Genomic DNA, 21,924 nt, shown 5'->3' with positions numbered 1-21,924 from the left:
GCATCCGGGCCCGGATGCGTGCGCCACCGCCTGTGGGGCGTCGAGACGCGTCAGATCAGCAGCGTCGGCTTGATGTCGACCAGCCGGCCCAGCAGGCCGTTGACGAACGACGGCGAGTCGTCCGTCGAGAGCTGTCCGGCGAGGTCGACCGCCTCGTCCACCGCGACGGCGTCGGGGACGTCGTCGTTGTAGAGCAGCTCCCAGGTGCCGATCCGCAGCAGCGCGCGGTCGACCGCCGGCATCCGCTCGACGGTCCACCCCTGCGAGTAGGTCGCCAGCAGCTCGTCGATGCGCTCGCGGTGGGTGGCGACACCCTCCACGAGGTCGACCGTGTACTGCGGGACGGCGGCCTCGGTGTGCGGCTCGATCACCCGGTCGGCGACGAGCACCTGCGGGTCGATCCCCCGCTGCTCCGCCTCGAAGAGGATGTCGACGGCGCGCTTGCGCGCCTTGGTGCGTGCACCCATGTCAGCAGGCGCCCGTCAGTCGTTCACGCGGCCCAGGTACGACCCGTCACGCGTGTCGACCTTGACCTTGGTGCCCTGCTCGAGGAACAGCGGGACCTGGATCTCCGCGCCCGTCTCGAGGGTGGCGGGCTTGGTGCCGCCGGTGGAACGGTCGCCCTGCAGGCCCGGCTCCGTGTAGGTGATCTCCAGGACCACGGACGACGGGAGCTCGACGTACAGCGGCGTGCCGTCGTTGGACGCGACCATGATGTTCATGCCCTCGAGCATGTAGTTCGCCGCGTCGCCGACGGTGGCGGCGGGCACGGTGATCTGGTCGTAGGTGTCGGTGTCCATGAAGACGTAGTCGGCGCCGTCCATGTACAGGTACTGGAAGTCGCGGCGGTCCACGTTCGCGGTCTCGACCTTGGTGCCCGCGTTGAAGGTCTTGTCGACGACCTTGCCGGACAGCACGTTCTTCATCTTCGTGCGGACGAACGCGCCACCCTTGCCCGGCTTGACGTGCTGGAACTCGATGATCGACCAGAGCTGACCGTCGATGCGGAGCACGGTGCCGTTCTTGATGTCGTTGGAGGTAGCCACGTTTCTTGTTCGTCCTCGGGGTCGGGTACGGAGCGGAAGTCGTGCGGATGTCGTGCGGATGTCGACGTGCCGGGCCGCAGAGAGCCCGCAACATTCTACAGCGCGACCAGGAGAACGTGCCCCGCGATCCCGACGGCGGCCGACCATGCGAGCGACGCCAGCGTCCCGACCACGAACCGCTCGCTCGCGACCGGGTGCTCGCGCAGCTCCGAGAACCGGCCGAGCCCCTTGACCGCGACGACGACGGCCACGCCCTCCGGGTAGCCCGCGAGCAGCGAACCCGTGACGCATAGCCGCTCGAGCAGGCCGATCCAGGTGCCGCCGCGCAGCACGGCGACCGCCTCCGCCGCGGCCTGCGGCTCCCGCTCCGCGTGCCGCAGCACCCACGGCACGAGCCAGGCACCACCGCCCACGCTCGCGCCCAGGCCGACGAGCCACACCGCGACGTCCGTCGCCACCGCTCCGAAGCTCACGCGCGCTCCTCCCCTGCATCGCCGTCCGGGTCGCCGTCCGGGTCGCCGTCCGGGTCGCCGTCCGGGTCATCGTCCAGGTCGGCACCCGCGGCCCGCAGCAGGCGCGCCGCGAGCGGTCGGACGGCCGCGTCCTCGGCCCACAGCGCGGCACGCAGCCGCTGGCTCACCGCCTGCTCGCTGACCCCCAACGCGGCCGCCGAGGCCCGCTGCGGTGCCGGGCCCCGCTGCGCGACGAGCGTGTCGACGGCCTCCCACCCCGCCGTGGAACGCCGCGCCACGACGGCCCCGAGCAGATGCAGGAGCGCCTGCGCGTCCGCGGCGACGGTCGAGCGCGGCTCCTCGTCCGGCCCCACCACGGCCAGGGGCACGCTGCCGCGCCCGCGCCGCTTCGCCCGGTCGACCGCCGCACGGGCCCGCACGAACGCCGGGCCGGAGGCCGCCCTCGACTCTGCCGGCAGCGGCCGGTCGACCGCGCCGAGACCGATCCCCACGGACCATCCGCCGTCGCGCACCAGGTCGAGGACGACGTCGACGGCCAGCGCCGCGCCGTCGTCGTCCGCGGACAGCGCGCCCTGGAGCTCGTCGCCCACCGTGCGGTCGAAGGGCAGCAGCACTCCCGGCCGTCCGTGCGCCCGCGCGGCGACGAGCGCGAGGGCCTCGGGCACGCGGTCGGGACCCCGGGTGCTGCCCCGCTGGTCCGCGGTGACGACGATCATGGCTCAACGCTACGACCTTGTGAGTACCTCGACAAGTCTCAGGACTTGTTTCCTGTCAAGCCTGGACTCTGGAGAAGGAGGAGTTCAGGACTGGAGCTTGTGCGCGAGGGCGCCGAGCGCCAGCCGGTAGGAGTCGAAACCGAAGCCCGCGATCGTGCCCGTCGCGATGCCGGCCACCACGGAGTAGTGCCGAAACGACTCGCGCGAGGCGGGATTCGACAGGTGCACCTCGACGAGCAGCAGCCCGGAGGACGTCACCTGGGCGGCGGCGTCGCGCAGCGCGTAGCTGTAGTGCGTGAACGCCGCGGGGTTGAGCACCACGTGCGCGCGGGCGTCGACGGCCTCGTGCAGCCAGCCCACGAGCTCCGACTCGTCGTCGGTCTGGCGCACGTCGACGGTGACGCCCAGCTCGCTCCCCCAGACGGCGGCCTCCCGCTCGAGGTCGGACATGGACGCGTGGCCGTAGATCTCGGGCTCGCGCACGCCGAGCCGACCGAGGTTGGGACCGTTGAGGACGAGGACGTGAGTCATGGCCCGAGGGTACGGCGGCACCACGGCGGCCGTCCCGGCCGTCCGCGCTCGCGCCACCGGTCGTCCGGCCGTCCCGGTCGGGTCAGTCCGTCTCGTCGACGAGCAGCCGGCGCGGGCCCGGGCCGTCGTCGCCGAGCGCGTCGTGCAGGTTGGCGAGCACGCACCGGCTCAGGGACAGGCAGCCGCAGCCGATGCAGTCGGTGAGGTCGTCCCGCAGCCGCTCGAGCTGCTCGATGCGCGCGTCGAGGTCCGTGCGCCAGGCCTTGGACAGCCGCTCCCAGTCGCGGACGTTCGGGGCGCGATCGGCGGGCAGGGTCTCCAGCGCCTCGGCGATGCGCGCCAGCGGGATGCCGACCCGCTGGGAGACCCGGATGAACGACACCCGGCGCAGGACGTCACGTCGGTAGCGCCGCTGGTTGCCGGAGGTGCGGCGGCTGGCGATCAGGCCGCGCCGCTCGTAGAAGTGCAGGGCGGAGACGGCGACGCCGCTGCGCGCGGCCACCTCGCCGACGGACAGCTCGACGTGGTCCCACGGGACCCTCTCGGTCGCATGCTCCGGCACGATCGGTGTCCTTCCCCGCGCGGCGGCCTCCCGACCCTTGACCTCAACCATAGTTCAGGTCACAGCATGACGGGATGGACGCTATCCGCCACCACACCTACGGCCCGCCCGAGACCCTCGTCCTCGAGCAGGTCCCCGACCCCGTGCCCGGCCCCGGCCAGGTGCTCGTCGCCGCCCGCGCGCACGGCGTGCACCTGCTGGACACCACCCTGCGCCGCGGCGAGGCCACCGGTCCCCTGCCCGCGCCTCGCCTCCCCGCCATCCCCGGACGCGAGGTCGCGGGCACGGTGGTCGCGGTCGGCCCGGACGTCGGGGACGACCGGCTCGGGGTCCGGGTCGCCGCCCACCTAGGCGCCACGCCCGACGGCGGCGGGTACGCGCGCCTCGCCGTCGCGCCCGTCGACGCCCTGCACCGCCTCCCCGACCGGCTCGACCTGGCCGACGCCGTCGCGATGATCGGTACGGGCCGGATGGCGCTCATGACGCTGGAGGTCGCGCGGCCGCGTCCCGACGACGTCGTGGTGCTCACCGCCGCCGCAGGTGGCCTCGGCTCCCTGTTCGTCCAGTCGGCGCTCGACGCGGGCGCCCGGGTCCTCGCCCTGGCCGGCGGGCCGCGCAAGGTCCGCGCGGTCCGCGGGCTCGCACCCGACGCCGGTCAGCGGCTCGCCGTCGTCGACGTCGCCGGGGACGGCTGGCCCGCCGCCGCGCGGGCCGCGCTCGGCCGGCTGCGCGCGGCCGCCGCGACGGTCGTGATCGACGGCGTCGGTGGCGATTTGGGCGCCGAGGCCGCGGCCCTCCTCGGGCCCGGCGGTCGGCTCGTCGTGCAGGGCTGGGCCTCCGGGAGCCCGAACCCCGTGGCCGCGAGCGCCGTCACCCCGGCGGGCGACCCGGTCGAGGTGCGGGCCGTCGTCGGGCCCGGCGCCCCCGCGTTCGGCGACCTGCGCGCCTACCAGCGACGGGCCCTGGAGCGGGCGGCGTCGGGCGAGTGGCGCGTGCTCACCCATCGGGTGGCGTTCGCCGAGGCGTCACGGGCGCACCGGGAGCTCGAGGAGCGCCGCACGGTCGGCAAGGTGGTCCTCGGATGACCGGCGCGTCCGCCGAGGGTGCGGCCGACGGGTCGCGCGCCGGGCTGCTGGGCGTCCGGGCGCAGCGCACGGTGCTGACCGGCATGGTGGCGTACGTCGCGCTGGGGGCGTTCGAGTCCCTGGCGGTCTCGACGGCGATGCCGACGGTGGCCGCCGAGCTGGACGGCCTGCGCCTGTACACGCTCGCGTTCGCGTCGGGGTCCGCCGCGGGGGTCGTGGGGATGCTGGTCGCGGGCCGGTGGACGGACCGCCGCGGGCCGACGCCGCCGCTGCTGGCGGGGATCTCGCTGTTCCTCGCGGGGCTGCTCGTCGCGGGGCTGGCGCCGAGCATGCCGGTGCTCCTGGCCGGTCGCACCGTGCAGGGCGCGGGCAGCGGCATCGAGGGGGTCGCGATCTTCGTGCTGGTGGCACGCGTGTTCCCCGCGGAGCGGCGGCCGAAGGTCTTCGCGTGGTTCGCGGCCGCGTGGGTGGTGCCGGGGGTCGTGGGCCCGCTGCTCGCCGGGGCGATGACGCAGTACCTCGGGTGGCGGTGGGTGTTCCTCGCCGTGCCCGCGCTGGCCGTGCCCGCCCTGCTGGCCCTGCGGCCGGCGCTGGCGGCGGGGCGCACGCGGGGCTCGGCCGGACGGGTCGCCGACGACGGCGGGGACGCGGCGTCGTGGCGGGACGTCGTGGGCCAGGTGGTGCGCGGCGCGCGCGGGCTGGGGACGGTCGTGCTGGTGCGGGCGCTCGTGGCCGCCGCGTTCGTGGGTGCGCAGGTGCTGCTGCCGCTCGCGCTCGTCCGCGAGCGCGGTCTCGCCCCGGCGTTCGCCGGGGCGGTCCTCACGCTGCACGTCCTCGGGTGGTCGGCGGGGTCGTGGGCACGCGGTCGCGGGCTCGGAGGCCTGTCGCACGCGGGGTTCCTCCGCGTCGGCGGCATCTCCCTCGCGCTGGGGACCGCGGGTGTCGCCCTGCTGGTCGTCCCCGGCGTGCCCCTGGCCGCCGCGGCCGCGCCGTGGGTGCTGAGCGGGCTCGGGATGGGTCTGATGTTCCCCACCCTCAACCTGCTCGTCCTCGAGCTCGCGCCGCCGTCGGCGCAGGGCGTGTCGATGTCGGTGCTCCAGGTGGCCGACGCGGCGGCGTCCGCGCTCGCGCTGACCGGCACGGGCGCGCTGCTGTGGGCCCTGCACGACCGGGTCGGCGCGGCCGCGTACGCGGTGTGCCTCGGCCTCTCCGCGGCGCTCGCGCTGACCGCGGCCGTGCTGGCCGGTCGTACCCGACCCGGCACCGTCACGAATTCCGTCGCGTTCCCGTCGGGTGTACGGGATGCTGCCGATGAGGATGTGCTCCCCGCCCGGTCCTCCTGAGTGCACCCCCGGGCGAGCTCTGGTGCTTCCCCTGCTCGTCCGCACGGACCGGGCCGCAGACCGGCCCGGTCCCCGTACCGTCGTCCCGACGAGGAGTCACGATGTCTCAGCCCTCGAATCCCCCCACGCCACCCGCCGTCCCGGTCGACGCGCTCCGCACCGCGCTCGGCGACGCGACGCCCGTCGTCGCCCCGGACGACGACGGCTACCACGCCGCCCGCGCCATCGAGCCCGGCGGCGTCGAGCAGCGCCCGGCGGCCGTCGTCCGGCCCGCCGACACGGACGCCGTGGTCCGCGCGGTGCGCGTCGCGCGCGACGCCGGCGCCGAGGTGTCCGTCCGCTCGGGCGGGCACTCGGTCTTCGGTCTGGGCGCCGCCGACGGCGCGCTCACCCTGGACCTGCGCGATCTCGACTCCTTCGAGCTCGACGTCGACGGCCGCACGGCCTGGGCCGGCGGCGGCATCACCGCGGGCGCGTACTCGCGCGCGGCCGGGCAGCACGGCCTGGCGACCCCGTTCGGCGACACCGGCACCGTCGGCGTCGGCGGCATCACGCTGGGCGGCGGCGTCGGCCTCCTGTCGCGGTCGCTCGGCATGACCATCGACAGCCTCCTCGGCGCGGAGGTCGTGACCGCGGACGGCGAGGTGGTGCGCACGGACGCGGACCACGAGCCCGACCTGTTCTGGGCGCTGCGGGGCGGCGGAGGCAACTTCGGCGTCGTGACACGGTTCCGGTTCGCCCTGCACGAGGTGTCGCAGGTGGTCGGCGGAGTGCTCCTCCTGCCGGCCACGCCCGAGAGCGTGGCGAGGGTGGTCGCGGCCGCTCAGGCCGCGCCCCCGGAGCTGACGATGGTCGTCATGGTGATGCCGGCGCCGCCGATGCCGATGATCCCCGCGGAGCACCACGGAGGTCTCGTGGTCATGGCCAACGCGTGCTGGTCCGGCCCGCTCGACCAGGCGGACACCGCCCTGGCCCCGCTGCGCGACGTCGCCGCCCGCGCCGGCGGCGCGCTGCTGGACGGCCTGCGCACCGCGCCCTACCCCAGCCTGCTGGAGGGGGGCCCGGAGGGCGGCCCGCTCGTCGCGACCGGGCGCACGTTCCTCGCCGACGGGCTCGACGAGGCCGCCGCGGCGTACCTCCTGGAGCAGCTGGAGGGGTCCGACGCGCTGATGCGCGCCGCCCAGCTGCGGGTGCTCGGCGGCGCGGTGTCGGACGTCCCCGCCGACGCGACGGCCTATGCCCACCGCGGTGCGCGCCTGGTGGGCAACGTCGCCGCGGTCGCGCGCGACGCGGCCGGCGCCGCCGGGTACACACCCTGGGTCGAGGCACTGGCCGACCGCCTGCGCGGCGCGGAGGGCGCGTACGTGAACTTCAGCCTCGACGGCGGGCTCGACGCCGCGCGGGCGGCCTACCCGGGCGCCACCTGGGAGCGGCTGCGCGACGTGAAGCGCCGCTACGACCCGCAGAACCGGTTCCGCGGCAACGTCAACGTGCCACCGGCGTAGCAGGCGGACGACGGGGACGGTCAGCGGGCCCGCGCGTCGATCTCGTCGCGGCGCGCGAGCACCAGCCGGTCGACGACGTCGTCCGGCAGAGGGGCGTCGGGCTGGAAGGAGACGGACCCCTTGGTGGTGCGGAACCCGCCCAGGTCGCCCGCGAGCGCCGCGACGACGTCGGGGCTGAAGGGGTAGAGGCCCACGTGCGTGCGCGTGACCACGGCGCTCACCAGCGGGCTGCCGCGGTACCGCAGCGCGGGCATGCCGTAGCTGCGGCCCTCCTCGACGTCCGGCACGAGGGCCCGTGCCCGCTCGTAGACGCGCGCGACGGCGTCGCGCTCCGCTCCGGTCAGGGTGGCCAGGTACTCCTCGACGTCTCCCACGGGTCCATCGTGGGGTGCGGCGTCACGTCTCGCCACGCCACGTCGTCGGCAGTGCGGGGCGGAACGCCCGCCCCGCGGAAGGATGGGCAGCATGCCACGCACGGACACCCCCGCCCGACGACGCACCGGGCGTGCGACCGAGCCCCGCACCGACCTGGAGGACCTGCGCCGGGTGGCGTTCGGCGCCGCGTACCGGATGCTGGGCAGCGTCACGGAGGCGGAGGACGTCGCCCAGGAGGCCATGCTGCGCGTGGCACCGGTCGGGGCGGTGGACCCCGCGGTGATGAACCCCGCCGCGTACACGACGACCGTCGCGACCCGGATCGCGCTGGACGTGCTGCGCTCGGCGCGGGTGCGGCGCGAGTCGTACGTCGGCGAGTGGGTGCCCGAGCCGCTGGTCGGGGACGTGGTGGCGGCCGGGTCGGCGGGGCGCGAGGCCGCCGCGCACGCGGAGCTGGCGGACGACCTGTCGACGGCCTTCCTCGTGCTCCTGGAGACGCTCACGCCGGCGGAGCGGGCCGCGTTCCTCCTGCACGACGTGTTCGGCTATCCCCACCGCGAGTCGGCCCAGGTGATCGGGACGACGGAGCTGGCCGCGCGGCAGCTCGCGTCACGGGCGCGGCGCAGGGTCGCGGCCCGGCGGGAGGCGGAGTCCGGGGCGAGCGCCGGGGCGGCCAGGACCGACCCGCACGCTGCGGAGCTGGTGCGGCGGTTCATCGCGGCCACGGAGGAGGGCGACGTCGACGCGCTGGTCGAGCTGCTCGCCGACGACGTGGCGCTCACCGGGGACGGCGGCGGCAACGTGCCGGCGGGGCTGGCGGTGTCCCGCCCGGTGTCGGGGAACGTGGCGGTGGCCCGGCTCCTGTCGGGGTTCGCGCGGCGGGGCGCGCCCGCGCGCATCGAGGCGACCGTCGTCAACGGCGCTCCGGGCATGATCGCGTACGCCGACGAGTCCGTCGGCGGCGGCGTCATCGGCACGTACGCGGTGCAGGTCGTGGGCGGGCGCATCACCCGGATCGACGGCGTCATCAACCCGGACAAGCTGCGCCACCTGGCGCCGCTGGCCGACCTGGAGGCGGTGGCCGCCGAGATCAGGGCAGCGGGGCAGCGACGTCGGGCCGCGCAGGCTCCCGACGGCCCACCGTCACCTTGAGCATGAGCACGAGGCCCACCAGGATCACGGCGACGATGCCCAGGGTCCCCCAGATGGTGGCGCCCGTGAGCGCGATGAGCAGCGTCCACATCGAGGGAGCGAGGAACGAGACCGCGCGGCCCGTCGTCGCGTAGAGGCCGAAGATCTCCGACTCGCGCCCGGCGGGCGCGACCCGCGCCAGCAGGGAGCGGGACGCGGCCTGCGCCGGGCCGACGAAGCAGGTCAGCGCCAGCCCCGCCACCCAGAACACCGCCGCCCCGAACGGGTGCAGCGCGACGACGAGCAGCCCGCACACCACGAGCCCGGTGAGCGAGCCGATGATCACCGCGCGGGGCCCGAACCGGTCGTCGAGGCGCCCGGCGACGATCGTGCTGAGCCCGGCGAGCAGGTTGGCGGCGATGCCGAACGCGATCACCGCGTCGTCGCCGAACCGGAACGACACCGCGGCGATGACGGCGCCGAACGTGAACACCGCGGACAGGCCGTCGCGGTAGACGGCGCTCGCGAGCAGGAACCAGAAGGTGGGCCGCTCGTGGCGGTACAGGGCGACGACGTCGCGCACCAGGACGACGTACCCGGCGAAGAAGCCGACGCGCGGGCGGTCCTCGGCGGGCGGCGCCTCGGGCACGTAGCGGAACAGCGGCCAGGCGAAGGCCACGGCCCACAGGGCACAGCCCAGCGCGATGACCCGGTAGGCCAGGCCGTCGTCGGTGGGCATGCCCCACCAGTCGAACGTCTGCGCCACCACGACGAGGACGAGCGCGACGATCCCGCCCAGGTACCCCAGCCCCCACCCCAGCCCGGACACCCGGCCCACGGTGCCGCGCGTCGACACCTGCACGAGCATGGCGTTGTAGTTCACGCCGGCGATCTCGCTCGACACGCTGCCGAGGGACACCAGGGCCGCGCCGAGCACGAACCAGGCCGGGTCCGCGCGGACGGCGAAGAGCGCCGCCATCGCCAGGACCATGACCAGCGTCGCGCCGCCCACCCAGGCCTTGCGGCGTCCCTCGACGTCGGCGCGACGCCCCAGCACCGGCGCGAGGAGCGCCACGAGCAGGCCCCCGATCGTGATCCAGAGCCCCAGCCCGCTCGTGAGCCCGGCCAGGGCGCGCTCGTGCACCGGGTCCGTCGCGGGCAGCGCGGCCACCTCGGGCGTCAGGAACGCGTCGCTCGTGAGGTACAGGGCCGTGAAGACGAACGTCACGATCACGGTGTTGAACGGCTGGGTGGCCCAGTCCCACATCGCCCAGGAGACGACCTGGCGGCGCGGCACCGGCGCCTCCGCGACGCCCGGCCTCGCCGCGCCGTCGTGCCGCGGGCCGTGAGGTGAGCCGTGCGGCGACCCGGGCGAGGCGGTGGGCGCGGCGTCGGGTACGGGTTCCGGCACCGCCGGTCGGTCGCTCATGAGGCGCAGTCTGCCCGACGCGGGCGCCCGGCGGGAGGGGCGCGTCGCACCGCGGTCGACGGCGCGCCGCGACCGACGCCCGCGGATACGATCGCGCCGTGCACGCCCCCGCCCCGCGCCCGCCCCGACGCCCCGGTCCCGCCGGGCGGTGGCGGCCCGACCGGCTCCTCGGCCCGGCCTTCGAGGAGCGGCCGCTCGGCCCCGCGACCCTGGTGCGGGCCGTCGACCGGCCGGCGCGGCCGCGCGCCGTCGTGCTGCACGTGCACGGGTACAACGACTACTTCTTCCAGGCGCACCTCGCCCGGGCGTTCGTCGACGCCGGCCTGGCGTTCCACGCCGTCGACCTGCGCCGCGCGGGGCGCTCCCTGCTCGACGCCGGCCCGGGGGCCGACGACCCGCTGCCCCCGCACTACGTCGCGAGCCTGCGCGAGGCGGGCGCCGACCTGTCCGCCGCGGCGCACGCCGTCCGGGAGCTCGAGCCGGGCCTACCGCTCGTGGTGCACGCGCACTCGACGGGCGGCCTGGGCGCGGCGCTGTGGGCGCACGCCGTCCGTCACGACCCGGCGCACGGGCCCGACCTCCTGGTGCTGAACTCGCCGTTCTTCTCCCTCAGCGGTTCCCGGCTCGCGGACGCGGGCCGCTCCGCGGTGCTCGAGGTCCTGGGCCGACGTCGCCCGCTCGCCGTCGTCAGCGCGCACCCCTCCGAGTACGCCACGGCCCAGCACGCCTCCCACGGCGGCCGGTGGGACTTCGACACGACGCTCAAGCGCCCCGAGGGGCTCCCGGCGCGCGCCGGCTGGCTCCGCACGGTCACGCGCGCGCAGGCCCGCCTGGCCCGCGGTCTCGCCGTCCCCGGGCCGGTCCTGGTCGCTCGCAGCGACACCTCCGGCCCCGACCGGCCCGACAACCCGCTTCTCGACGCGCAGGACACCGTGCTCGACGTCGGCCGGATCGCGGCCCTGACCCCCCGGGTCGGGCCCGACACGATCCCGCTCGTCGTGCCCGGCGGCGTGCACGACCTCGCCCTGTCCGCCGACACGCCGCGGCACGCCTATCTCGACGGCGTCCTGGCATGGCTCGCCGCCCGCCTGCCGCAGGCCCGCCCGCCCGTCCCCGGGACCCTGACCGCCGGCGCCGACGACCTCCGCGACACCGACGACACCCGCGACACCCGCGACACCCGCGACACCGTGCGCGAGAAAGAGGCGCAGCCGTGAGACCTGTCCCCGCGCACCCGTACCTCGACCCCCGCGACGCCGACGGCGCGCCGCTGGCCGTCGTCGCGCTGGCCCACCGCGGCTTCTCGCACGGCCGGGAGAACCTGGAGAACTCCCTGGCGGCGTTCGCCGCCGCGGTCGACCTGGGCTTCCGCTACGTCGAGACCGACGCGCACGGCACCGCCGACGGCGTCGCCGTCGCCCTGCACGACGCCTCCCTCGACCGCACCACCGACGCGACCGGGCGCGTGGCCGACCTGCCGTGGTCGGTCGTGCGGCACGCACGCATCGGCGGCAGCGAGCCGGTGCCGCGCCTCGACGACGTGCTCGGCACCTGGCCCGACCTGCGGGTCAACATCGACGTCAAGGAGGACTCCGGGGTGGCGCCGACCGCCGAGGCGATCGAGCGCACCGGCGCGCACGACCGGGTCTGCGTCACGTCGTTCGACGTCGGGCGCCGCCGCGCGACCCTCGCCCGCCTGTCCCGCCCGGTCGCGACGTCGGCCGGGCGCCGCGAGGTGGCGCGCTTCCTCGCCGGGGCCCGCCTCCGGGTCGACGCGATCACCCGCCGCGCGCTGCGCGACGTGGACGCCCTGCAGGTCCCCGTCTCCGAGGGCCGCGTGCCGGTGGTCGACGCGAGGACGGTCGCCGCCGCCCACCGCGCCGGGCGGCAGGTGCACGTGTGGACGATCAACACCCCTGGGGAGATGGGTCGTCTCCTCGACCTGGGCGTCGACGGGATCGTCACCGACCGCGCCGACCTGCTGCGCGACGTGCTCGTCGCGCGCGGCCTGTGGGCCTGAGCGTCCCGACCGTCAGGCCCGGCCGGGTCCGGCGCCCCCGCCGGCCGGGGCGAGCTCGACGCCCCAAGCCTCGCGCACCACGGCCTGCCCACTCGGGGTGAGCCGCAGCCCCCGCCCGGTCGTCCGCGCCACCCACCCCGCGCCGAGGAAGCGGGCGCCGACGGCGGCGCCGAGCGCGCCGGCCAGGTGCACGCGCCGCTCGGTCCAGTCGACGCAGGCCCGCACCGTGGGACGGCGGGCGCGGACGGCCGCGTCGACCTCCACGCCGAGGTCGCGCAGCCCGTGGGCCCCGGCGTCCGTGAGCGCGAGCGACCCCCCGACCAGCCACCCGGACGCCACCCACGCGCCGGTCAGCCCCACACCGAGCCGCCCCGCCAGGTGGTCGTAGCAGAACCTCGCCTCCGCCAGACGGGCGGCCTCGCGGCTGCGGCGGTACCCCGTCACGGGCGCCGGCCCCGTCAGGCCGCCGAGCGCCTCCAGCGCATCCGCCACCTCCGGGCCCGCGAGCTCGTAGAACCGGTGACGCCCCTGCGCGCGTGAGGTCACCAGGCCGGCCTCGAGGAGCACCGCGAGGTGCTCCGACGCGGTGGACGCCCGCACGCCGGCCGCGCGGGCCAGCTCCCCCGCCGGGCGGGCCGTGCCGTCCATGAGCAGCCCCAGGAACACCGACCGGGCCGGCGCGGCGAGCGCACGCCCGACGGCGGTGAAGTCCCGGTCCCGCCCGTCAGCAGCCATGGCCCCGACGATACGGTGGCGACGCTTCGGCGGACGCCGAGACGTCCCGCGTCTACGGTCGGCGCATGACCGCCTCTGCTGCCCCCGCCCCGCAGGACCTCGAGGTCCGTCTGCCCGGCACGCCCGGCGCACTGGCCGACCTGGGCGAGACGCTCGGGCGCGCCGGCGTCAGTCTGGAGGGCGGCGGCGTGACCAGCCTCGACGGCGGCCGCGTCGCCCACTTCCTCGTCGACGACGGACCCCGCGCGGTCGACGCGCTGGCGGCGGCGGGTCTCGGACCCGCGGTCGCCCGCGACGTCGTCACGACCCGCCTCGCCCAGGACGTCCCCGGGCAGATGGGCGCGTTCGCGCGCCACCTCGCGGACGCAGGCATCGTCGTGGAGCACCTGTACAGCGACCACGACGGCAACCTCGTGCTGCTCGTCGCGGACGACGACATCCCGGCGTGCCGGGACGTCGTGCGCGGGTGGGACGCCGAGCGCGAGTCCGCGCGCCCGGCCGGCGGGAGCGCGGGCTAGAGCCCGAGCTGGACCGTCACGCCGGGGCGGCCGGCCGGCGGCTCCTTCGAGATCTCCGCGTACGCGGCGGCGAGCAGCGTCGGGTCCGGCCCCTCGAGGCGCGTCGGCTTCGCGACGTCGTCCAGCACGACGAAGCGCAGCAGGTTGCCGCGCGTCTTCTTGTCGCGCTGCATGGCCGCGAGGAGCTTGTCCCAGCGGTCGCCGCGGTAGGTGGTGGGCAGGCCGAGGGAGTCCAGGATCGCGCGGTGCCGGTCCACGACGGCGTCGTCGAGCTTGCCCCCGAGGCGGGCGAGCTCGGCCGCGAAGACCATCCCCATCGCGACGGCGGCGCCGTGCCGCAGCTGGTAGCGCTCGGTGAGCTCGATCGCGTGCCCCAGGGTGTGCCCGTAGTTGAGGATCTCCCGCAGGCCCTGCTCCGTGAGGTCCTCCCCCACGACGCGGGCCTTGACCCGCACCGACCGCTCGATGAGCTCCGTCAGCACGGCCCAGGTCTCCGGCGAGGCGTCCGAGCCCTTCCACTCCCGCAGCTCGTCGGCGTGCTCCTCCACGAGCTCGAGGATGCGCGGGTCGGCGATGAAGCCGGTCTTGACGACCTCCGCCATGCCGGCGACGAGGTCCCAGCGGTCGAGGGTCTCCAGGGCCGCCAGGTCGCACAGCACCCCCGCGGGCGGGTGGAAGGCGCCCACGAGGTTCTTGCCCTCGGCCGTGTTGATGCCCGTCTTGCCGCCCACCGCGGCGTCGACCATCGCGAGCAGCGTGGTCGGCACGTGCACGACCTTGATGCCCCGCAGCCAGGTGGCCGCGACGAAGCCGGCCAGGTCGGTCGTCGCCCCGCCGCCGACGGAGACGATCGCGTCCGACCGCGTGAAGTCGGCCTGGCCCAGCACCTGCCAGCAGAACGCGGCGACCTGGGCGGTCTTCTGCTCCTCGGCGTCGGGCAGCTCGACCGCGAACGCCTCGTAGCCCTGGCCCACGAGGTCCTCGCGGACCGCCTCCCCGGTGGCCTGCAGCGACGCCGGGTGCATGACCAGCACCCGCCGCACGCCCTCCCCGAGCAGGCCCGGCAGCTCGCCGAGCAGGTGCCGCCCGACGACGACGTCGTAGGACGGTGCTTCGTTCGTGCTGCCCTGCACGGTCACGCGGACCGTCATGACTGGACCTCCTGTGCCGATGTGCCCGCGGCCGCGTCGTGCTGCGCCGCGCCTTCCTGAGCCGTGCCCTCCTGGGCCGGTGCACCCCTGACACCGGCGTGCACCTGTGCGGCGACCTCCTGCGGGGGCCGCTCGTCGGAGACGACGTGCACCGTGGCGAGCCGCTCGTAGGTGGGGCGGCGCGCCTGCATCAGCTCGACCCATCGCGCTCTCGGGTTGCCCACGAGCAGCGGGCGGGACTGGTTGAATCCGACGCGGGGCGCGGCGTGCGCGAGGGAGACGTCGAGGAAGACGACGGTGCCGCCGCCCGCGACGTAGCCCTCGAGCGCCCGCTGGGTGTGCTCGTCCATCACCGCGCCACCGCCGAGGGCGAGGACGCCGGGGTGGCAGGCCAGAGCCGTGGTGACGGCCTCCCGCTCGAGCTCGCGGAAGTGCGGCTCGCCGTCCTCCACGAAGATCTCGGCGACCGGCTTGCCCGCGGTCTCCTCGACGTCCGCGTCCGTGTCCCGGAACGCGACGCCGAGCCGCTGCGCGAGCAGGCGGCCGACGGTCGTCTTGCCGCTGCCGGGCGGACCGATGAGGACCGCGCGGGGCACGCCCGCGCTCATCGGAGCAGCTCGGGGATCGAGGCGAGGTACGCCTCCGCGTTGCGCCGCACCTCGGCCACCGAGTCGCCGCCGAACTTCTCCACGACGGCCTGGGCCAGCTCGAGCGCCACCATCGCCTCCGCGACGACGGCGGCGGGCGGCACCGCGCACACGTCCGAGCGCTGGTGGTGCGCCGTGACGGCCTCCCCCGTGGCGACGTCGACCGTCGCGAGGGCCCGCGGCACGGTGGAGATCGGCTTCATCGCGGCGCGCACGCGCAGCACCTCGCCGTTCGACATGCCGCCCTCGATGCCGCCCGCGCGGTTGGAGCGGCGGTGGATGTGGCCGTCGTCCCCGCGCTCGATCTCGTCGTGCGCGGCCGAGCCCCGGCGGCGCGCGGTGCGGAAGCCGTCGCCGACCTCGACACCCTTGATCGCCTGGATGCCCATGAGCGCGCCCGCCAGGCGGGCGTCGAGGCGCCGGTCGCCCTGCACGTAGCTGCCGAGGCCGGTCGGCACGTCGTAGGCGAGCACCTCGACGACGCCGCCGAGGGTGTCGCCGTCCTTGCGGCACTCGTCGATCTCCGCGACCATCGCCGCGCTCGTCGTGGCATCGAAGCAGCGCACCGGGTCGGTGTCCAGGGCGGCGACGTCGTCGGGCGTGGGCAGCTCGGTGCCCTCGGGGACCTCCACCGGGCCGATCGCCACGACGTGCGAGACGAGCCGGACGCCGACCGCCTGCTCGAGGAACTTCGCCGCGACCAGGCCCAGCGCGACACGCGTCGCGGTCTCGCGGGCCGACGCGCGCTCGAGCACCGGCCGGGCGTCGTCGAAGCCGTACTTACGCATCCCGACGAGGTCGGCGTGGCCCGGGCGGGGACGGGTGAGCGGCCGGTTGCGCGCGATCTCGCGCTCGTCACCGGTGCCGGCGTCGACGAGCAGCGCGTCGCGGTCGACGGGGTCCGGCGACATGACGTCGGTCCACTTGGGCCACTCGGTGTTGCCGATCTCGAAGGCCAGCGGGCCGCCCTGCGTGATCCCGTGGCGCAGGCCGCCGAGCACGCGCACCGCGTCCTGCTCGAACTTCATGCGGGCGCCGCGGCCGTACCCGAGCCGCCGGCGGGCGAGCGCCGCCTGGATGTCCGCGGTCACCACCTCGACGCCGGCGGGCAGGCCCTCCAGCACCCCCACGAGTGACGGACCGTGCGACTCCCCCGACGTCATCCAGCGCAGCATGCCTGCGATTCTTCCACGCTCGCGCCGCGGGTCCGTCCGGTGGTCAGCGGGCGGACGCCGGGGTCGCCAGGGCACGGCCGAGCGCAGCGTCCATGGCCGCGACCGGGGCCGTGCGCCCCGTCATGAGGCGCACCTGCTCCACCGCCTGGTGCAGCAGCATCCGCTCCCCGCCGACGACGGTGCCGCCCGCGTCCGACCAGGCGGTCGCCAGCGCGGTGGGGCGCGGGTCGTAGACGACGTCGAGCAGCACGCCCGACGGCTCGGCGCCGTGGGCGGCGATCGCGGCCGCGACCGGGTCGGCGGCGTAGGCCGGCATCGTGGAGACCACGACGTCGGCGTCCCGCAGCGCGCCCAGCGAGGCCGACGGGTCGAGGACCTCGAAGCGCGGGCTGACGCCCATCCGCGCGGCCGCCTCCTGCAGCCCCGCCGTGCGGCCGAGGGAGCGGACCAGCACGCGCGGCGTCGTGCAGCCGAGCTCGCCCAGCGCCGCGAGCGTGGACGCGGCGGTGGCGCCGCCGCCGAGGACGACGGCGCTCTCCGCGCCCGCGCCGGCACCACGCCCCTGGGCCGCGAACCCCTCGCGGAGCGCGGTGACGAGGCCGTACACGTCCGTGTTGGTGCCCGTGAGCGTCACGCCGCACTGCGCGGGGCCGACGAGCACCGTGTTGACGGCGCCCACGGCCACGGCGAGCGGGTCGACGTGGTCCACGAGGTCCATGACCGCGTGCTTGAGGGGCATGGTCACGCTCAGGCCGGCCCAGCCGAGATCGAGGCTCCGGACGAGCGCCGGCAGGTCCTCGACCGTGGTGTCGATCGCGGTGTACTCCCAGCCCTCGAGTCCGAGCGCGTCGTAGGCGGCGGTGTGCAGGATGGGCGAGAGGGAGTGCGCGACGGGGTGGCCCAGCACCGCCGCTCGTCGAGTGACGGTCATGTCAGCCGGCGTTCTCCGAGGCCCACTTCTGATACTCGGCGCGGTACTCGAGGAACTCCTGGTAGTTGTCCGTGAACTTGGTCTCGCCGGTGTCCAGGTTCACCGTCACGTACCAGTTCCAGTCGCCCTCGGGCGGGTCGAGGACGGCCTCGACCGACGCCTGACCGGGGTTGGCGATCGGTGTGGGCGGAAGCCCGGTGTTCTTGCGGGAGTTGTACGGGTCGCTCGCGTCCGCGAACTCCGACTTCGTGATCTCGTCCGCCGGCTTACCGAGCCCGTAGGAGTTGATGGCGTCCAGGTACAGCGCCTCGTCGCGGTCCAGGCGGTTCTCGATCACGCGGGCGACCTCGCCCCGGTACCCGTCCGGCGCCTCCTTCTCGACCAGCGACGCCTTGTTCAGGACGTCCTGCCAGTCGGACTTGTCGACGCCGAGCGACTCCAGCTCCTTCTTCGTCTGGTCCACCATCGCCGTGAGCAGCGTCGTGGCGTCGTCGCCCGGCTGGACGGTGTAGGTCTTCGGGAACAGCCAGCCCTCGGCGTTGCCGTCGGCCTGCTTCGGCAGTCCGAAGGACTCCGTGTCCTTCAGCGCCTTCTCGAGCTGCTTCGGCGTGATCTCCGTGACCGAGCCGACCTTGTCGACGATCTGCGCGACCGTGTACCCCTCGGGGATGGTCACGTTCGTCTGCAGCTTCTCGTTCTTCACCAGCGCGGCGACTGCGTCCGACGCCTTCATCTCGGCCTGCAGCTGGTAGGTGCCGGGCTGGATGCCGGCGGCGGCCGGGTTCTGGCCGAACGCGTCCGTGAACGCTCCGACACTGGCCACGACCCCGGCCTCCTGCAGCACCGTGCCCATCTGGCCGCCGGTGGCGCCCTCGGGGATGACGACGTCGACAGGGTCCCCGCCCGGTCCCGGGTAGTCGTCGTTCTGCGACCCGATGAACGGCAGGTCGCCGACGAGCGAGTCCATGCGGTCCCAGAGCAGGTAGGCCCCCGCGCCCACGAATCCGAGGACCACCACCAGCACCACGGCCGTGCGCTGCCTGCGGCGGCGCTTGCGCTTGGCGGCGGCCCTCCGTCCGGCGGCCGAGCGGCGCCGCGTGGGTGCCGCGGGCGCCTCCTGGAGGGCGGGATGCTCGAAGAGGTCCGTCACGCCGGGTTCTTCCTTCTGACAGGGCCTGGGGTGGGCACGATGGGTCGGCTGCTGCTGTCCGGGCTGGTCAGGCGCCCGGTCGCTGCTGCTCGACGAGCTCACCGGCGCGCTCCCCCGCCGACCGCTCCACGTCGAGTGCAGATTGCAGAATGATAACGGCTGCGGCCTGGTCGACGACAGACCGGTGTGTCTTGGTGCGTCGCCCCGCCGACCGCAGCTGCGCGTGCGCCGTCACGGTCGTCATCCGCTCGTCCACGAGACGCACCTCGACGGGGGCGACGGCGGCCGCCAGGCGGGAGGCGAAGTCGCGCGCGTCCGCGGTGGCCGCGCCCTCCGCCCCGGACAGGTGGCGCGGCAGACCGACGTACACGACCGCGGCGAACCGCTCCTCGACCTCCGTCGCGATCCGGGCGACGTCGGGCGTCACCGTGGGCGCGCCGTCGGCGCCCGCGGGCACCTCCAGCACGCGTGGCACGGTCTCGACCGGCGTCGCGACGAGGCCGTCGGGATCGCTGCCCGCGAGCCCGATGCGCGCCTTGCCGACGTCCACCCCGAGGCGCGCGCCCCGCGGCAGCCCGCGGGGCGCGTCCTGCTCCGGCGACGGTCCCGTCACGCGCCCGCCTGCGCGGCGCGCACGCCCTCGGCGACGCCGGCCAACGCGGCCGGCAGCGCCGACGCGTCGGTGCCGCCGCCCTGGGCCAGGTCCGGCTTGCCGCCGCCCCCGCCGCCGAGGGTCTTCGCCGCGGCCTTGACGAAGTCGCCGGCCCGCAGGCCCGCGTCGCGGGCGCCCGCGTTCGTGGCCACGACCACCAGGGGCCGCCCGCCCGCGACGCCGCCGACGGCGACGAGCACCGGCTCGGCGTCGCCCAGGCGGCCGCGGACGTCCAGCGCCAGCGCACGCAGGTCGTCGGCCGAGGCCACCTCGCCGGCGTCGTGCGCGACGACCCGCACCTCACCCACGCGCTCCGCCTGCGCGGTAAGGGTGCCCGCCGCGGCGAGGATGCGGTCCTGGCGCAGGCCCGCGAGCTCCTTCTCGGTGTCCTTGAGGCGCGTGAGCAGGGAGCCCACGCGGTCGGCGAGCTCGTCCGGGCGGGCGCCCAGCAGGCCCGTGAGCTGACCCACGAGGGCGTGCTCCTTGGCCTGGAAGCCGTACGCGCCGTCGCCCACGAGGGCGTCCACGCGACGCACGCCGGAACCGATCGAGGCCTCGCCGAGCAGCGCGACGCGACCCACCTCGCCGGTGGCCTTGACGTGCGTGCCGCCGCACAGCTCGCGCGACCAGTCACCGCCGATGGACACGACACGCACGGTGTCGCCGTACTTCTCGCCGAAGAGCGCCATGGCGCCCAGCTCGCGGGCGCGGGCGATCGGCATGGTCGCGTCGGTCACCTCGAGGTTCTCGGTGAGCCGCGCGTTGACGCGCTCCTCGATCTCGCCGAGGGCGTCCGCGGCGACCGGGGTCGGGGACCGGAAGTCGAAGCGCACGCGGCTCGGCGCGTTCTCCGACCCGGCCTGGGTACGGTCCGGCCCGACCATCTCGTGCAGCGCCTTGTGGATCATGTGCGTCGCCGAGTGGGCGCGGCTGATCGCGACACGACGCGCGACGTCGATCGTCGCGGTGCCGGGGTCGCCCAGCGCCACCGTGCCCTCGACCAGGCGGCCGCGGTGCACCGACAGGCCCTTGACCGGGCGCTGCACGTCGTCGACCTCGATGGTCGCCCCGCCGTCGAGCACGATCGTGCCCTGGTCGGCGAGCTGGCCGCCGGCCTCCGCGTAGAACGGCGTGCGGTCCAGCACGACCTCGACGTCGGCGGGCGCGGTCGCCGCGGGGGCGGGCACACCGTCGACCAGCAGACCGGCCACCGTCACCGCGGACTCCGTGTCCGTGTACCCGAGGAACTCGACCGGCGCGGAGAGCTCCTTGTTCAGGTGCTCGTACGAGCGCAGGTCGGCGTGGCCCGTCTTCTTCGCGAGCGCGTCGGCGCGGGCACGCTGCTTCTGCTCCGCCATGAGGTCGCGGAACGCCTTCTCGTCCACCTGGACGCCCTGCTCGGCCGCCATCTCGAGCGTGAGGTCGATCGGGAAGCCGTAGGTGTCGTGCAGCTGGAACGCCTCCGCGCCGCCGAGCACCGGGGTGCCGCCGTCGGCACCGTCCGAGGCGCGCGACTTGGCGCGGCCCACGGCGGTGTCCAGGATCGTGGTGCCCTGCGCGAGCGTGCGGCGGAACGCGTCCTCCTCGGCGTACGCGACGTCGCTGATGCGGCCGAAGTCGGCCTCCAGCTCCGGGTACGACGCCTTCATCGCGTCCTTCGACACGGGCAGCAGCGACGGCAGCGCGACCTCGTCGACGCCGAGCAGGCGCACCGCGCGCACGGCGCGGCGCACGAGGCGCCGCAGCACATAGCCGCGGCCCTCGTTCGACGGGCGCACGCCGTCCCCGATCACCATGAGCGACGAGCGGACGTGGTCCGCGATCACGCGCATCCGCACGTCGTCCTCGGGGTCCGCGCCGTAGCGCTTGCCGGTCAGCTCCTCCACGCGCGCGATGACGGGGAACACCTCGTCGATCTCGTAGAGGTTCTCCTTGCCCTGCAGCAGGTACGCGATGCGCTCCAGGCCCGCCCCCGTGTCGATGCTCTTGTGCTCGAGCTCGCCCAGCAGCGGGTAGTTCTTGCCCTGGCCCTCGCCGCGCACGAACTGGTCGAAGACGAGGTTCCAGATCTCCAGGTAGCGGTCGCCGCCCGGGTCGACCGTGCCGCCGACGGCCTCGGGGCCGTACGCGGGTCCGCGGTCGTAGTGCCACTCGGCGCAGGGGCCTGCCGGGCCGGGCTGGCCCGTGTCCCAGAAGTTCTCCTCGCGGGGCAGGCGCACCACGTGCTTCGGGTCGAGCCCGACGCCCTTCGTGAGCGCGTCGAAGGCCTCGGCGTCCTCCTCCCAGATCGTCACCCAGAGGCGGTCGCCGTCGAGGCCGTAGCCGCCCTGGCCCTGGTCGGTCGTGAGGAGCTCCCACGCGAAGTCGATCGCCTCGCGCTTGAAGTAGTCCCCGAACGAGAAGTTGCCGTTCATCTGGAAGAACGTGCCGTGCCGCGTGGTGCGGCCCACGTTCTCGATGTCGTTGGTGCGGATGCACTTCTGCACGCTCGCGACCCGCGGCCACGGCGCGGGCTCCGTGCCGAGGATGTACGGGATGAAGGGCACCATGCCGGCGATCGTGAACAGGATCGACGGGTCGGGCGAGACCAGGGGGGCGCTCGGGACGATCGCGTGGTCCTTCGACTCGAAGTAGTCGAGCCAACGCTTGCGGATCTCGGCGGTGCGCATGGTGTCCTTCAATGAGGTCGAGGCTGAGGTCGAGGCCGATGTCGGGGCTGACGTCGAGCCGGTTGTCGAGCTGGTACCGC

At 75.3% G+C, this 21,924-nt stretch carries 23 protein-coding genes; 7 read left to right on the top strand and 16 right to left on the bottom strand.

The genetic code is table 11. The features are described 5' to 3' along the window. Positions 1-50: 50 nt before the first annotated feature. From nusB to soxR, 6 genes are all read right to left on the bottom strand, one after another. Complete coding sequence (gene nusB, locus ACFQ8E_RS14505) at positions 51-467, bottom strand: transcription antitermination factor NusB (RefSeq protein ID WP_430551260.1); 417 nt, start codon at positions 465-467, stop codon at positions 51-53. Between the two features lie 15 nt (positions 468-482). Further along, positions 483-1,046, bottom strand: a complete 564-nt coding sequence (gene efp / locus ACFQ8E_RS14500) for an elongation factor P (RefSeq protein WP_430551259.1) — start codon at positions 1,044-1,046, stop codon at positions 483-485. A gap of 95 nt (positions 1,047-1,141) precedes the next feature. Then, positions 1,142-1,519 carry a hypothetical protein gene (locus ACFQ8E_RS14495; protein WP_430551258.1) on the bottom strand — a complete coding sequence of 126 codons (378 nt, stop codon included), beginning with the start codon at positions 1,517-1,519 and terminating at the stop codon, positions 1,142-1,144. Further along, positions 1,516-2,235 (bottom strand): hypothetical protein, encoded by a 720-nt coding sequence (locus ACFQ8E_RS14490; protein ID WP_430551257.1) that lies wholly within the window; start codon positions 2,233-2,235, stop codon positions 1,516-1,518. Before ACFQ8E_RS14490 ends, ACFQ8E_RS14495 begins: the two co-directional genes overlap by 4 nt. A gap of 84 nt (positions 2,236-2,319) precedes the next feature. Continuing rightward, positions 2,320-2,766 (bottom strand): type II 3-dehydroquinate dehydratase, encoded by a 447-nt coding sequence (locus ACFQ8E_RS14485; protein WP_430551256.1) that lies wholly within the window; start codon positions 2,764-2,766, stop codon positions 2,320-2,322. Between the two features lie 82 nt (positions 2,767-2,848). Continuing rightward, positions 2,849-3,328: a redox-sensitive transcriptional activator SoxR gene (gene soxR, locus ACFQ8E_RS14480; RefSeq protein ID WP_430551255.1), complete on the bottom strand. Its 480-nt coding sequence runs from the start codon at positions 3,326-3,328 to the stop codon at positions 2,849-2,851. A 74-nt stretch (positions 3,329-3,402) separates the two neighbouring features. Between soxR and ACFQ8E_RS14475 the strand changes: the two genes are divergently transcribed. The 3 genes from ACFQ8E_RS14475 to ACFQ8E_RS14465 all read left to right on the top strand — a co-directional run bounded on the left by ACFQ8E_RS14475 (position 3,403) and on the right by ACFQ8E_RS14465 (position 7,261). Further along, positions 3,403-4,413: an alcohol dehydrogenase catalytic domain-containing protein gene (locus tag ACFQ8E_RS14475; protein ID WP_430551254.1), complete on the top strand. Its 1,011-nt coding sequence runs from the start codon at positions 3,403-3,405 to the stop codon at positions 4,411-4,413. Then, a complete protein-coding gene (locus ACFQ8E_RS14470; RefSeq protein ID WP_430551253.1) occupies positions 4,410-5,756 on the top strand; it encodes an MFS transporter in 1,347 nt (448 codons plus the stop codon). The genes ACFQ8E_RS14475 and ACFQ8E_RS14470 overlap by 4 nt, the downstream gene beginning before the upstream one ends. A 101-nt stretch (positions 5,757-5,857) precedes the next feature. Next, positions 5,858-7,261, top strand: coding sequence for an FAD-binding oxidoreductase (locus ACFQ8E_RS14465; protein ID WP_430551252.1), 1,404 nt, complete (start codon positions 5,858-5,860; stop codon positions 7,259-7,261). A 20-nt stretch (positions 7,262-7,281) separates the two neighbouring features. Here ACFQ8E_RS14465 and ACFQ8E_RS14460 read toward each other — a convergent pair whose 3' ends face one another. Continuing rightward, on the bottom strand, positions 7,282-7,635 hold the full coding sequence (locus tag ACFQ8E_RS14460; protein ID WP_430551251.1) for an iron chaperone: 354 nt from the start codon (positions 7,633-7,635) through the stop codon (positions 7,282-7,284). Positions 7,636-7,726: 91 nt separating this feature from the next. Between ACFQ8E_RS14460 and sigJ the strand changes: the two genes are divergently transcribed. Beyond that, positions 7,727-8,788: an RNA polymerase sigma factor SigJ gene (gene sigJ, locus ACFQ8E_RS14455; protein WP_430551250.1), complete on the top strand. Its 1,062-nt coding sequence runs from the start codon at positions 7,727-7,729 to the stop codon at positions 8,786-8,788. Here sigJ and ACFQ8E_RS14450 read toward each other — a convergent pair. Beyond that, positions 8,727-10,196 (bottom strand): MFS transporter, encoded by a 1,470-nt coding sequence (locus tag ACFQ8E_RS14450; protein ID WP_430551249.1) that lies wholly within the window; start codon positions 10,194-10,196, stop codon positions 8,727-8,729. The two genes, sigJ and ACFQ8E_RS14450, sit on opposite strands and share 62 nt — an antisense overlap. 98 nt (positions 10,197-10,294) lie before the next feature. Between ACFQ8E_RS14450 and ACFQ8E_RS14445 the strand changes: the two genes are divergently transcribed. Together ACFQ8E_RS14445 and ACFQ8E_RS14440 are read left to right on the top strand one after the other, a co-directional pair. Beyond that, positions 10,295-11,413, top strand: a complete 1,119-nt coding sequence (locus tag ACFQ8E_RS14445) for an alpha/beta hydrolase (protein WP_430551248.1) — start codon at positions 10,295-10,297, stop codon at positions 11,411-11,413. Continuing rightward, complete coding sequence (locus ACFQ8E_RS14440) at positions 11,410-12,216, top strand: glycerophosphodiester phosphodiesterase (RefSeq protein ID WP_430551247.1); 807 nt, start codon at positions 11,410-11,412, stop codon at positions 12,214-12,216. The genes ACFQ8E_RS14445 and ACFQ8E_RS14440 overlap by 4 nt, the downstream gene beginning before the upstream one ends. Before the next feature lie 12 nt (positions 12,217-12,228). Here the strand turns inward: ACFQ8E_RS14440 and ACFQ8E_RS14435 are convergent, their stop codons facing one another. Then, complete coding sequence (locus tag ACFQ8E_RS14435; RefSeq protein ID WP_430551246.1) at positions 12,229-12,951, bottom strand: ArsR/SmtB family transcription factor; 723 nt, start codon at positions 12,949-12,951, stop codon at positions 12,229-12,231. A 65-nt stretch (positions 12,952-13,016) separates the two neighbouring features. Here ACFQ8E_RS14435 and ACFQ8E_RS14430 point away from each other — a divergent pair, with 65 nt between their 5' ends. Then, positions 13,017-13,469 (top strand): hypothetical protein, encoded by a 453-nt coding sequence (locus ACFQ8E_RS14430; RefSeq protein WP_430551245.1) that lies wholly within the window; start codon positions 13,017-13,019, stop codon positions 13,467-13,469. Here ACFQ8E_RS14430 and aroB read toward each other — a convergent pair. The 7 genes from aroB to alaS all read right to left on the bottom strand — a co-directional run bounded on the left by aroB (position 13,466) and on the right by alaS (position 21,844). After that, positions 13,466-14,620, bottom strand: coding sequence for a 3-dehydroquinate synthase (gene aroB / locus ACFQ8E_RS14425; RefSeq protein ID WP_430551244.1), 1,155 nt, complete (start codon positions 14,618-14,620; stop codon positions 13,466-13,468). The two genes, ACFQ8E_RS14430 and aroB, sit on opposite strands and share 4 nt — an antisense overlap. Then, a complete protein-coding gene (locus ACFQ8E_RS14420; RefSeq protein ID WP_430551243.1) occupies positions 14,617-15,228 on the bottom strand; it encodes a shikimate kinase in 612 nt (203 codons plus the stop codon). The genes aroB and ACFQ8E_RS14420 overlap by 4 nt, the downstream gene beginning before the upstream one ends. Then, the gene (aroC, locus tag ACFQ8E_RS14415; protein ID WP_430551242.1) at positions 15,225-16,442 is read right to left on the bottom strand and encodes a chorismate synthase; all 1,218 of its coding nucleotides are present in this window, start codon (positions 16,440-16,442) and stop codon (positions 15,225-15,227) included. The genes ACFQ8E_RS14420 and aroC overlap by 4 nt, the downstream gene beginning before the upstream one ends. A gap of 43 nt (positions 16,443-16,485) precedes the next feature. Beyond that, complete coding sequence (locus ACFQ8E_RS14410; protein ID WP_430551241.1) at positions 16,486-17,373, bottom strand: shikimate dehydrogenase; 888 nt, start codon at positions 17,371-17,373, stop codon at positions 16,486-16,488. Between the two features lies 1 nt (position 17,374). Then, complete coding sequence (mltG, locus tag ACFQ8E_RS14405; protein WP_430551240.1) at positions 17,375-18,523, bottom strand: endolytic transglycosylase MltG; 1,149 nt, start codon at positions 18,521-18,523, stop codon at positions 17,375-17,377. A gap of 67 nt (positions 18,524-18,590) precedes the next feature. After that, positions 18,591-19,136, bottom strand: coding sequence for a Holliday junction resolvase RuvX (ruvX, locus tag ACFQ8E_RS14400; protein ID WP_430551239.1), 546 nt, complete (start codon positions 19,134-19,136; stop codon positions 18,591-18,593). Continuing rightward, positions 19,133-21,844, bottom strand: coding sequence for an alanine--tRNA ligase (gene alaS, locus ACFQ8E_RS14395; protein ID WP_430551238.1), 2,712 nt, complete (start codon positions 21,842-21,844; stop codon positions 19,133-19,135). The genes ruvX and alaS overlap by 4 nt, the downstream gene beginning before the upstream one ends. Between the last annotated feature and the right edge of the window lie 80 nt (positions 21,845-21,924).

It is taken from the genome of Isoptericola sp. NPDC056573 (assembly GCF_042793335.1).
In the GTDB taxonomy this organism is placed as follows: Bacteria; Actinomycetota; Actinomycetes; order Actinomycetales; family Cellulomonadaceae; genus Isoptericola.
This window is presented reverse-complemented; position numbering and strand designations above follow the sequence as displayed.

Excerpts from the sequence above, each read along its gene's own strand:
- nusB (WP_430551260.1), bottom strand. The coding sequence starts at position 467 with ATGGGTGCACGCACCAAGGCGCGCAAGCGCGCCGTCGACATCCTCTTC.
- ACFQ8E_RS14490 (WP_430551257.1), bottom strand. The coding sequence starts at position 2,235 with ATGATCGTCGTCACCGCGGACCAGCGGGGCAGCACCCGGGGTCCCGAC.
- ACFQ8E_RS14485 (WP_430551256.1), bottom strand. The coding sequence starts at position 2,766 with ATGACTCACGTCCTCGTCCTCAACGGTCCCAACCTCGGTCGGCTCGGC.
- ACFQ8E_RS14475 (WP_430551254.1), top strand. The coding sequence starts at position 3,403 with ATGGACGCTATCCGCCACCACACCTACGGCCCGCCCGAGACCCTCGTC.
- ACFQ8E_RS14470 (WP_430551253.1), top strand. The coding sequence starts at position 4,410 with ATGACCGGCGCGTCCGCCGAGGGTGCGGCCGACGGGTCGCGCGCCGGG.
- ACFQ8E_RS14465 (WP_430551252.1), top strand. The coding sequence starts at position 5,858 with ATGTCTCAGCCCTCGAATCCCCCCACGCCACCCGCCGTCCCGGTCGAC.
- sigJ (WP_430551250.1), top strand. The coding sequence starts at position 7,727 with ATGCCACGCACGGACACCCCCGCCCGACGACGCACCGGGCGTGCGACC.
- ACFQ8E_RS14450 (WP_430551249.1), bottom strand. The coding sequence starts at position 10,196 with ATGAGCGACCGACCGGCGGTGCCGGAACCCGTACCCGACGCCGCGCCC.
- ACFQ8E_RS14435 (WP_430551246.1), bottom strand. The coding sequence starts at position 12,951 with ATGGCTGCTGACGGGCGGGACCGGGACTTCACCGCCGTCGGGCGTGCG.
- ACFQ8E_RS14430 (WP_430551245.1), top strand. The coding sequence starts at position 13,017 with ATGACCGCCTCTGCTGCCCCCGCCCCGCAGGACCTCGAGGTCCGTCTG.
- aroB (WP_430551244.1), bottom strand. The coding sequence starts at position 14,620 with ATGACGGTCCGCGTGACCGTGCAGGGCAGCACGAACGAAGCACCGTCC.
- ACFQ8E_RS14420 (WP_430551243.1), bottom strand. The coding sequence starts at position 15,228 with ATGAGCGCGGGCGTGCCCCGCGCGGTCCTCATCGGTCCGCCCGGCAGC.
- aroC (WP_430551242.1), bottom strand. The coding sequence starts at position 16,442 with ATGCTGCGCTGGATGACGTCGGGGGAGTCGCACGGTCCGTCACTCGTG.
- ACFQ8E_RS14410 (WP_430551241.1), bottom strand. The coding sequence starts at position 17,373 with ATGACCGTCACTCGACGAGCGGCGGTGCTGGGCCACCCCGTCGCGCAC.
- alaS (WP_430551238.1), bottom strand. The coding sequence starts at position 21,844 with ATGCGCACCGCCGAGATCCGCAAGCGTTGGCTCGACTACTTCGAGTCG.